Consider the following 10778-nt stretch of genomic DNA (forward strand, 5'->3'; position numbering starts at 1 on the left):
CATTTTTTAAGTTGGCGTTTTTTTATGTTTTAAACGCTTTATAAGCGCGTTTCAGCTTATGTAGGTAGAAATTTTATAAGACATAAGGTGCACATAGTGCAAAAAATTAAACATGATACGCCAGATACGTGAGTTTTTTTGTCATTTAATCTGTACAGAGAAGATAAATAAATAGCTTCAGTGTTTATGATAAGGGGGCTGGCGGAGTTTGTCAAGTGGTTTTTTAGCCACGTTTCCCTGTTATAATGTTCGTTTGCTTGACCTAAGATCCAGGAGTATTTAAACTGAACCCTATACAGTGCTAAAAATGATAGGAAATCTAAGCGGAATAGTTGATGAAGTGCGCAGTGATCACATAATCCTGAACGTGAATGATGTTGGCTATATGGTGTATCTTTCAGCCAAAACTTTAAGTGCTTGTGCAATTGGAAGTAGAATCAAATTACTTATCGAAACCTATGCAAATAACAGAGAAAATGTCGCTCAGCTATATGGTTTTATAAGCAAAGAAGAACAGCAGTGCTTGAGGTTGCTTGTCAAAGTAAGCGGCGTTAGCTATAAAACTGCAATGTCAATTTTGAGTAAATTAACTCCAGAACAGCTATTTTTGGCAATTATGAATGAAGATAAAGTAGCACTCAAGATGAGTGGACTTGGCTTGAAACTCATAAATCGAATCATCACTGAATTGAGTGGCAAAGTAAGTAAACTAGAAATAAATAACAATAACTTTAATCCAATTAATGAAGATGCCCTTTCAGCATTGATCAATCTTGGGTATGAAAAAATGAAAGCTTATGATACGATAAAAAAAATACAAGACGAATCGTCAAACCTGGATACTAAGGATATTATTCGCATGGCGCTCAAGGAGCTCTTAACATTATGAAATCAATATCGTGCGGTAAAGAATATACTGAAGATGTGCGCAATATTAACATCAGGCCTGAGCAACTTGATGATTTTGTCGGGCAAAAAGACTTAATACAAAATTTAAAAGTGTTTATAAACGCTGCACAGACGAGAACTGAAGCTTTAGATCACGTCTTATTGTACGGTCCTCCAGGGCTTGGCAAAACAACTTTAGCACAAATTGTTTCTAAAGAATTAAGAGTTAGCTTTCGCGCAACTTCTGGTCCTTTACTTAGTAAAGCTGGGGACTTGGCTGCAGTGCTTACCACTTTAAATGCAAAAGATGTTCTATTTATCGACGAAATCCATAGATTAAATCGCAGCATCGAAGAAGTTTTATATACTGCTATGGAAGATTTTTGCCTGGACATATTAGTAGGTGAAGGTCCATCTACTCGCACTTTAAGGATAGATCTACCACCATTTACGCTAATTGGAGCAACAACGCGGCTTGGATTACTTTCTGCGCCACTCAGAGATCGTTTTGGCATTCCTTTGCACCTTGAGTTTTATTCTTTTGAGGAGCTAGTCGATATTATAAAAAGAGGCGCAAGAGTTCTTTCTGCTGAAATTGCAGAGGATGCCGCGCGGGAAATTGCCTGCCGTGCACGTGGCACTCCAAGAATTGCTTTGAGATTACTGAGGAGAATAAGGGATTTTGTTGAAGTGAAAGATGATAAAAAAATCACTTATGAAGTTGCTGATTCTGTATTGCTAAAATTGGGTGTAGACAAAATGGGACTCAATAAACTTGATATGCATTATCTAAGATTTTTATTCAACACCTCAGGGCCTGTTGGAATTGAAACTATATCTATTGCGCTATCCGAGGATGTTGGCAATATTGAAGAAACAGTAGAACCTTATTTAATCAAAATTAGTTTTGTAAAGCGCACACCAAGAGGGCGCGTTCTAACCGATCAAGCAAAGGAGTATTTGAGCCTTTAATATTAGAGAGCTTTTCTACCATAATTCAATTATATATATATTGATTGGCATAATATCATATACTGGCATCTTTTTGTATGAAGGCATATGTGTTAAATAGCACTGAAACTGTAGTTCAAATTAAAACTTCTCCATTTCGTACTCGCTAGTTATGCTATTCTAACTAATTAAGCTATGGTTTGGGTAATAGGAGAAAACTGGATTCCAGCGTCACGTGCTACCCTATGGGTGAATGCTTGCATATATTCTCTCTTTCACCATCTCAATGTTTCTTTCTTATTATGCCAGTACCATTTTCTTGTCATTCAAGTAGCTCCCCTTCTTGTCATCCCAGTGCTTGACACTGGGATCCAGAAATTCTTAAACTGAACTCTATATAGAACCTCAGAACAAAAATAAAAAATGGGTAGCACAATACTGCCAAGAAATTTCTACGAGCGGCCGACCTTAACTGTAGCTGGAGAGTTATTGGGAAAAGTCCTCAAATTTTCTAACTTTAGTGGAATAATAACCGAAGTTGAAGCCTATATAGGAATGAATGACCCAGCTTGTCACGCGGCAAGAGGCTATACTAACCGAACCTCAGTAATGGTTGGTATGCCGGGGTTTTCATACGTGTATTTTATATATGGAATGTATTACTGTTTAAATATTGTAACAGAAACAGAAGGGTTCCCAGCAGCAGTGTTAATACGGGGATTAAAGCTTATTGAACCACTTGAAGCAAATTTAGGTGGGCCAGGAATATTGTGTAAAAGATTAAATATTATAAAAGAACACAACAAACTGGACCTCACTATAAGCCACGAATTTTGTGTTTATGAATCTCACCTCAAACCAGATTATATTTGCACTCCGAGAATCGGAATTAGTAAAGGCCAAGAGAAATTTTGGCGGTTTAAGATTTTCTAAACTTAAGATCTTGCGTAGACTATTTGCCAATCGGATAATCACCAGTGAAACAAGCATCACAATATTGTGGTGTAGCATTGTTACGCACTTCTCCTTTAACAGCCTGATATAATCCATCAATACTCAAGAAGGCTAGGCTATCTACTCCTATAACTTCCTTAATTTCCTCTACAGATTTATTTGCAGCAATTAAATCTTTGCACTCTGGCGTATCTATTCCATAAAAACAAGAATGCTTAATTGGTGGGCTTGAAATTTTGAGGTGAATCTCTTTTACTCCTGCATCCTTTAGCATAACTATTATATTTGTTAACGTACTACCACGCACTATACTATCATCTATTAAAATTATGTTTTTACCTTTCAAAGTGTGCTTATTAGCATTGAATTTTAATTTTATTCTAACTTTACGTACTTCAGCGGTTGGTTGTATAAAAGTTCTTCCTATGTAATGATTACGAATTATTCCCAGTTCCATAGGTAACCCTGAATGCTTTGCATATCCAATAGCTGCAGGTATTCCAGAATCAGGTATTGGTACAATCATATCCACATTGTTTTTTGGTGGACTTTTCTTCGCAAGTATTCTTCCTATTTCTTTTCTTGTATCGTATATAGACCTATTCTCCATTATGCTGTCTGGTCTTGAAAAATAAACGTATTCAAAAATACAAAAACTTGATTTTTGCTGTGGGAAAGGAAACATTGAGGCTAGCTTACTATCCGAACTGATGGTAACTAATTCGCCTGGTTCTATTTCTCTAACAAATTCTGCATTTACTATATCAAGAGCACAAGTTTCAGATGCAAGAACGTAAGAACCGTTTAACTTTCCTAAAACAAGAGGCCTGATTCCAGACGGATCACGTACTCCAATAACTACTTCTTGATTGATTGCCACAAAAGAATAAGCACCTTGTATTTGCTTTAATGCATATATAAAACTCTCTAAGAAGCTATCTTTTTCACTGCTTGCTGTCAGATGCACTACTACTTCTGTATCAATATCTGACTGAAAAACGCACTCTTGTTTAATTAATTGTTTGCGTATCGGAGAAATATTAATTAAATTACCATTATGTGCTATGGCAAAATTCCCAAATTTGCCACTTTTGCCAAACATGGGCTGCACTCCAAATTTACTACCACTTGTTGAGTATCGAACATGACCTATTGCACAATCCCCAGGTAAGGATTTCTTTATTTCATCTATATCATCAAATACGCTGCTCACTTGACCTTGAAAGTGATAAGAGTGCAGCTTATCGTTGTTACTGGTTACTACGCCAAAAGACTCTTGACCTCTATGCTGCAAAGCGTGGAGAGCAAGTATAGAGTTAAAAGCAGCACTTTGGTTGCAACTTATGCCAAATACCCCACATTCCTCACGCATTTCATCTAGCATAAAAACTATTAAGTAAAGTTTAATTTTACTTTAGCATAGGTAAAATACAAGCATTTTGTTGTTCATCTGCTTTTATTGCCAGCAATAATCCTATGCATATCAAGCTTGCAGCAGTTGTACTTCCTCCATAGGAAAGAAATGGCAGTGGATCGCCTATCACAGGCAAGAGGCCTATTGACATTCCAATGTTTACAAAAAAATGAGCGCTAAAAAAGGCGAAAATGCCGATAGATACCGACTTAGAAAAATAATTTTTCGACCTATAAGCGATAGAGAAAATTACTCCAAGTAATGAGGTATAAAGCAAAATTAAAGCCATGCTACCTAAAAAGCCCCACTCCTCACTCAGCACTGCAAAAGCAAAATCCGTACGTTTCTCCGGCAAAAATCCAAGTTGAGTTTGACTTCCACTCAAAAAACCCTTGCCAAGTAAACCCCCTGAACCAATACCTATCTGAGATTGCTGCGCATTATAACCTATTCCAAGTGGATCCACTGATGAATCCAAAAATGACAATATCCTTTGCTTGTGATAAGGACGTAAAAAAGGCCAAATAGCCGGTACTGCAAAAATGCCAAGAGTTCCACATATTACTGAATGAGATCTTTTTATTATTGTTGTGAATATAATTGATATCCCTATAAATAACATTATCATAGCTGTGCCTAAATTAGGTTGCTTTAACACCAAGAACACGGGTAAGAAAATAATTATAAGTGCCTTAAGCAATCTTTTAAATTCCATCATTTTATACATACTCTGCTTATCAAAATAGCGAGCAAGCGCAAGTATTAAGCCTACTTTTGCAAATTCTGATGGTTGCAAACTAATTGATCCAATTCTTATCCACCTTGTTGCACCCATTATGTGTGAGCCAAAAAAATTTACTGCTAATAGTGAAATCGCTGCTGCTATATAAAAAAAGTAGGCGTACTTCAAATAAAAATCTAGCTCTATGAATGACATAGCTATAGCGAGTAGGAAAAAGAAGGAAAATATGACCAGTTGGTGAATCGCAAATGGCACCCACTTTCCTCCAGCAGAAGAGTATTGAACAACAATGCCAACGCAAAACAGCGCTATCACGTTAATGACTAATAACCAATGAATCTTCTTCAGCCTACCCACAATAAAGACCTTATAACCTTAAAGTATAGTAAAATATGAAACAAAGATAAAAATCAAAAAACCAACTTCTCAACTACTAACCGAATTGGAGTGCTATATATTCCAGTTACTACTGTTAAAGCTGCCATAAACAATAGACAGAAAAGCATAGGAAATGGCACATCATTAATTTTGCCTAGTGTCATTCTAGTGCGTGACGTTGCATCATTTTCAAAATACATTTTCTTTACCATCTTCCACATGTATATTAGTGCAAGAAAAGAACCGGCAGCAAAAGCTATCAGGGAAATCCACGCGCGAGATTCGATAATTGCTTTCATTATATACCACTTGCTTACAAAGCCATTTGTTAAAGGCACACCGATTAATGCTAAACTGAGTAGAGTGAACGCAAGTGCTGTATAAGGCATTGATTTCTTGAGTCCCGATAAATTCTCTATTTTTGTTGTATCAAATTTGTAAGAAATACATCCTGCAGCCATAAATAAAGATGTTTTTATTATGCTGTGGTTTACTATGTGAAGAATTGCTGCAAATACACCTGTTTTTGAGTTAAAACTCAGTGCTAAAATTATATAACCAATTTGGCTAATACTAGAGTGAGCAAGCAGTCTTTTTATGTCTTTTGCGGTTATTGCAAATATCGACCCAAATACAATAGCGCAAAGTGCGAGGATAATTATCACATTGTCCAGTAGCGGCTTAAACAAGAAAAAATTTTGATGAAAAACAGTATAAAAGATTCTGATGAAAACATATATCATCACTTTTGTCACTGTGCCTGAAAAGAATATGCTAATGAAACTTGGCGCCTCACTATATGCATTAACCAGCCACCTGCTTAATGGAAACAGTGCCATTTTGATTGAGAGACCAACAAAAATGAACAACGTGCCAAGTTTTATGATGTTGTTATCGTATAATGGAACTATTCTTTCAGCCATGTCAGACATATTGAGCGTTCCAGTCATTGAATACAAGAGCCCGATGCCAAATAAATAAAATGTTGCACCTATTGTTCCACTAATTAGATATTCAAATGCTGCAACCAAGGCTTTTTTATCCCTTCCCATTGAAACTAATACATAAGAAGAAAGAGATGAAATTTCCAAGAAAACGTAAAGGTTAAATATGTCGTTTGTTACTAGAATCCCGAACAGTCCGCTTAAGCACAGTAGAAATAGAGAGTAAAAACCAGTGATTTTGTTTTTGCTAATTTCTTTTTCGTTAATATAAAAGCTATAAAGCACGCTAATCAGCGCTATAAAATTCACCAAAGTTAGAATCAAGGAGTTCAACACGTCGATTCTTAACTCTATGCCGTACGGGGGAGCCCAATCCCCAAGGTGATAAGTTATAATTTCGCCTTTATATGTGTTAATGAGTAGTATTGATGAAATGATAAGAGTGATTGTTGTTGCAATAAAAGAAATAAACCAAGATACCTTGTGTTTCTTGGCAAGAAAGCAAAACATTGATGCAATTATTGGGATAATAACTTGTAAAATTGGTAATTGCATTAAATTGTTGTTAATATATCGTTAAAGTATTAGTATATATAATACTTTTTGTTTTAATACCCTTATGTTATCTAAAATTTGTAACGCAATAAAACGCCTATTACGAAGAGAAGATAAATTTGTAGGAAGAGATGAAAATGGAAATTCTTACTATGAATCAAGTAAAGGAAAAAGGTGGGTTATGTATAGCAGTGTCTCTGAACCTACAACAGTGCCTCCGGAATGGCATATATGGCTTCACTATACTGATAATGTAGTACCAGTTAATAATAAAAAAAGAAAAGTAAAACATACTCCTAATTTAACGGGTACAAAAGATGCATACTATCTAAACCAAAAAGTGAAAAATTACTATAAAAGCTGGAGTCCTGATAACTAAAGATGCGAAGGTCAAATATACTTGAAATAACCGCTGGATTATTTGTATTAATTTTTACTATTTTTCTGATTTTCTTTGCTATTGATAAGCTATCTTACATAAAGAAAAACTATAAGGATTGCTATAAAATATATGGTCTTTTTGCTAACGCTAACGGTATAGGAGTTGGTGATAGTGTCAAGATCTCTGGTGTAGATGTTGGAAGCATAACTGGTGTATCACTTGACAAAGCTACCTACGTAGCACGAATCGATATGTGTATAAGCAAAGACATAAAATTGCCAATTGATAGTTCAGCTCTGATCACTAGCAGTGGAGTTGTTGGTAGTAAATTTGTTAATATATCACCTGGATCAGATATTAAACTAATCTTGCATGGTGGTAAAATAGAGTATACTCAAGCTGAAGCAAATATGGGTGGAATAATGGACAGAATTCTTGGTATGTTTACAAAGTGAAAATGGCAGGATTCCAAGTATATCCGTTCAGGTAAAGCCTCCTGTAGTTCTAAAGTATTTAAGGAGTTTGCCTTATTTCTTGCCTTTTCTACCGCTTGCTTTGGGGTTTATAGTATAGAAAGTGCCTTAATAGTTGCAGTGCATGTCTATCAATGATAAAATGAAAATTAATTTATTTTGATATTATGATTGGTTTACTGTTTGCCGTACTGTTGTTCCTCTGTGGTAGTGATGCACTTGCAAAACAGGAGCCACGTTCAATAGCTGGAGATAATCACATAAAGGTGATAAATTATAACCCACAAGCTATACATAAGTATACGGGTTTTTATGGTTATCAGTCCAGTATATTGTTTGAACCAGGGGAGGTAATACAAAACCTTTCAATGGGTGATTCAACTGGTTGGCAACTCCTTCCTCAAGGTAATAGATTGTTTATTAAGCCTATAGATGATATTGCCGATACTAATGCAACTATAATTACCAATAAAAGAGTTTATTACTTTGAACTTCATGCTGAAGAAGCAACTGGACTAGATGATCCAAGATTAGCATATGAAGTAAGGTTTCTTTATCCACTATTTAGCAGTGATGAGATTTACACAACAAATAACGGTGATATCTTCGAACAAGCTAGTCATACCATTATTCCTGATATCAATGATATTGAAGTTGTAAAGAAGGGATTAAATTTTAATTATTCCATCTCGCACGTCAAAGGTAGTCAGTCAATAATACCAATTAAGGTTTTTGATGACGGAAAATTTACATATCTACAATTCAATAAAATAAACTCTGATTTTCCGGCAGTTTTTATGGTTGATTCTGCAGGATATGAGTCTTTAGTAAATTTCCGTACAGTTGATAACTACCTGATAATCGAAAGGGTAAGTTCAGTGTTTACCTTAAGGAATGGATCGAGTACAGTTTGCCTATTTAATGAAACCATACCTTTCAAAAAAGGGTAAAGGCTATAATGCCCGAGATATGGGTGCAAAATTTTTTCTATGATGTTCTGTAATTCCATAAAGGCCAATAGCGTTAAGGTGCTCTTTTGTCCCATATCCTTTATTTTTATACCAATTATATTCAGGATGCTTATTGTGCAATTCTTGCATAAGCCGATCTCTCGTAACTTTTGCAACGATTGAAGCTGCTGCAATTGATGTACTCAAATTATCACCATTTACTATGGATTTCACTTGCCATTTCACTTCAGGTGGTTGATTACCATCAACTAGCACATAATCTAATTCTAGGTCCAAGTCTATCAACGCACGTTTCATTGAAAGTTTTGTTGCTTGCAAGATATTGTATGAATTTATTTCTTCTACGCTTGCCATTCCTATACCAAATTTTGCAACGGATATTATTTTTTCATATAGGACTTGCCTACATTGAGGAGTCAACTTTTTCGAGTCGTTGATTCCATCAATAATTGTATTTCTATCAATAAACACTACGGCTGCGGATATTACTGGACCAGCTAGCGGACCTCTTCCAACTTCATCCACTCCTGCTATCACTCCTGATAATTTATTTTCTAATGTAAAGTCTGGGTATTTCATAGGTTTTTATAATAAGAAAGTTATAGTAAAAACTGAACAGATAATAGAAATTATCCAAAATTTCATAACGATTGTATTTTCTGACCATCCCTTCTTCTCAAAGTGATGATGTATTGGTGCCATAAGAAAAACTCTTTTTCCTTCTCCATATTTAAACTTTGTATATTTAAAATATGATATCTGAATAATAACAGATAGAGTCTCTATTACAAAGATTATTCCAATAATGGCAAAAAGCATTTCTCTTTTAATTAGGACACTAGTTAACCCTAAAGCCGCACCTACCGACAAGCTACCAACATCACCCATAAATATTTTTGCTGGATGTGTGTTAAACCACAAGAAACTTAGAATAGCTCCTATAAATGCAATGCAGAATAAAATAATATTCATATCTGCCTGAGTTATATATGCAATTAGCCCCAAAAAAGCAAAGGAAGTGATAACTTGAGTTGCAGCAAGGCCATCCAAACCATCTGTGAGATTCACAGCATTAGAAGAGCCGACAATTACAAACGCAGCAAACGGAACATATAGATAGCCAAAATCTATTATTACTCCTTTAAATAGGGACGTTTTTGTAAAACATTCAGCAGAGTATAGCTTAAGTATAAACACACCAACCAGAGCAACAATAAACTGAATAAGTATTTTGGTTTTTGCACTTAAACCTCGATAGTGATTTGTCTTCAATTTTAAATAATCATCAATAAATCCAAGTAGAGCAAAAAATAGAGTTATCAATATCAGCAGCAAAATTTCTGGTGTTAACTGAGCCCAGAGTAAAATTGGTAATAAAGAAGAAATCAGTATTATTATTCCGCCCATAGGTGGTACATTCTTTTTTGTTATTAAATGACTTTCTGGTCCACATGATCTAATTGGTTGCCCATCTTTGCTTATTTTTTTTAGAAGCTTTATAAAATAGGGAAAAAGAATAAACCCAAAAACAAATGAGGTAAAAAATACTTTTGTAGCTAAGATCATCTGCTTACTTAAATTGACTAAGTGTCATACCACCTATAGCTAATAAAGTCAACTTCTGTCATCCTATAGCCTGACCCACAACTGTACGAACATTGTGATTTGGGCCCATCAGTAGGGTGTCATCCCAGTCTGGAATGGCTTTGTTGCATCGCTCAAGTGAAAAGAACTGGCAGTTACTGACAAAATTCATTATAAATAGCCATTTAACTGTTGAAGAAAAAATATGCCACAAAAAATGAGAGTCAGTAACTGCCATGAATATAACAAATTTCTCCAAGAAAGAGGAAGCATTTTTTGTTATATCAATGACGCCATAGAAAATTGGTACGAGAATTGTCCAAAAATGCAGGGCGGCAACTATATTTATAGTGATAAAGTTGTGATTTTGGTGCATATAATCGTCAGTTTCTTTAGAATTGGTTTAAGACAAACAGTCGGGTTTATAAAAGGGTATTTGCAACAAATAGGAAGAGATTTGGCAGTTATCAGCTATTCACAAGCATCAAGAAGGTTTAAGAAACTTAATATTAAGATAAATGATTGCAGAATTGATAAAAATA

Annotated in this window: 13 protein-coding genes; 7 read left to right on the plus strand and 6 right to left on the minus strand. The window is 35.1% G+C overall.

Going from position 1 to position 10778, the window contains the following annotated elements; translation table 11 throughout:
• Positions 1-307 precede the first annotated feature (307 nt).
• The 3 genes from ruvA (at position 308) to ACIPNH_RS03090 (ending at position 2772) form a co-directional block, all read left to right on the plus strand.
• Positions 308-889, plus strand: coding sequence for a Holliday junction branch migration protein RuvA (ruvA, locus tag ACIPNH_RS03080; RefSeq protein WP_265024512.1), 582 nt, complete (start codon positions 308-310; stop codon positions 887-889).
• A complete protein-coding gene (gene ruvB / locus ACIPNH_RS03085) occupies positions 886-1860 on the plus strand; it encodes a Holliday junction branch migration DNA helicase RuvB (protein WP_400771670.1) in 975 nt (324 codons plus the stop codon). The genes ruvA and ruvB overlap by 4 nt, the downstream gene beginning before the upstream one ends.
• A gap of 402 nt (positions 1861-2262) precedes the next feature.
• The gene (locus tag ACIPNH_RS03090; RefSeq protein WP_400771672.1) at positions 2263-2772 is read left to right on the plus strand and encodes a DNA-3-methyladenine glycosylase; all 510 of its coding nucleotides are present in this window, start codon (positions 2263-2265) and stop codon (positions 2770-2772) included.
• Between the two features lie 19 nt (positions 2773-2791).
• Here ACIPNH_RS03090 and purF read toward each other — a convergent pair whose 3' ends face one another.
• The 3 genes from purF to ACIPNH_RS03105 are packed head-to-tail and all read right to left on the minus strand — an operon-like array spanning position 2792 to position 6826.
• Complete coding sequence (purF, locus tag ACIPNH_RS03095; RefSeq protein WP_400771674.1) at positions 2792-4177, minus strand: amidophosphoribosyltransferase; 1386 nt, start codon at positions 4175-4177, stop codon at positions 2792-2794.
• 25 nt (positions 4178-4202) lie between these two features.
• The gene (rodA, locus tag ACIPNH_RS03100; protein ID WP_400771675.1) at positions 4203-5306 is read right to left on the minus strand and encodes a rod shape-determining protein RodA; all 1104 of its coding nucleotides are present in this window, start codon (positions 5304-5306) and stop codon (positions 4203-4205) included.
• A 53-nt stretch (positions 5307-5359) separates the two neighbouring features.
• Positions 5360-6826 carry a proton-conducting transporter transmembrane domain-containing protein gene (locus ACIPNH_RS03105; RefSeq protein ID WP_400771677.1) on the minus strand — a complete coding sequence of 489 codons (1467 nt, stop codon included), beginning with the start codon at positions 6824-6826 and terminating at the stop codon, positions 5360-5362.
• 64 nt (positions 6827-6890) lie between these two features.
• Between ACIPNH_RS03105 and ACIPNH_RS03110 the strand changes: the two genes are divergently transcribed.
• From ACIPNH_RS03110 to virB9, 3 genes are all read left to right on the plus strand, one after another.
• On the plus strand, positions 6891-7205 hold the full coding sequence (locus ACIPNH_RS03110; protein WP_400771678.1) for an NADH-ubiquinone oxidoreductase subunit NDUFA12 family protein: 315 nt from the start codon (positions 6891-6893) through the stop codon (positions 7203-7205).
• 2 nt (positions 7206-7207) lie between these two features.
• A complete protein-coding gene (gene mlaD, locus ACIPNH_RS03115; protein ID WP_007548591.1) occupies positions 7208-7663 on the plus strand; it encodes an outer membrane lipid asymmetry maintenance protein MlaD in 456 nt (151 codons plus the stop codon).
• Positions 7664-7848: 185 nt separating this feature from the next.
• Positions 7849-8631, plus strand: coding sequence for a P-type conjugative transfer protein VirB9 (virB9, locus tag ACIPNH_RS03120; protein WP_010082330.1), 783 nt, complete (start codon positions 7849-7851; stop codon positions 8629-8631).
• Positions 8632-8634: 3 nt separating this feature from the next.
• Here virB9 and ACIPNH_RS03125 read toward each other — a convergent pair whose 3' ends face one another.
• Genes ACIPNH_RS03125 through ACIPNH_RS03135 form a run of 3 tightly spaced genes read right to left on the minus strand, consistent with a single transcriptional unit; the run spans position 8635 to position 10408 of the window.
• Positions 8635-9231 (minus strand): ribonuclease HII, encoded by a 597-nt coding sequence (locus ACIPNH_RS03125; protein WP_015589381.1) that lies wholly within the window; start codon positions 9229-9231, stop codon positions 8635-8637.
• Between the two features lie 6 nt (positions 9232-9237).
• On the minus strand, positions 9238-10218 hold the full coding sequence (mraY, locus tag ACIPNH_RS03130) for a phospho-N-acetylmuramoyl-pentapeptide-transferase (RefSeq protein WP_400771681.1): 981 nt from the start codon (positions 10216-10218) through the stop codon (positions 9238-9240).
• A gap of 58 nt (positions 10219-10276) precedes the next feature.
• Positions 10277-10408: a hypothetical protein gene (locus ACIPNH_RS03135; protein ID WP_263398717.1), complete on the minus strand. Its 132-nt coding sequence runs from the start codon at positions 10406-10408 to the stop codon at positions 10277-10279.
• Between the two features lie 33 nt (positions 10409-10441).
• Between ACIPNH_RS03135 and ACIPNH_RS03140 the strand changes: the two genes are divergently transcribed.
• Positions 10442-10778 (plus strand): transposase (locus ACIPNH_RS03140; protein ID WP_174515693.1); only part of this gene is annotated, 337 nt, incomplete at its 3' end.

Origin of the sequence: Wolbachia endosymbiont of Drosophila barbarae (assembly GCF_044752445.1) — a bacterium.
Lineage (GTDB): Bacteria > Pseudomonadota > Alphaproteobacteria > Rickettsiales > Anaplasmataceae > Wolbachia > Wolbachia pipientis.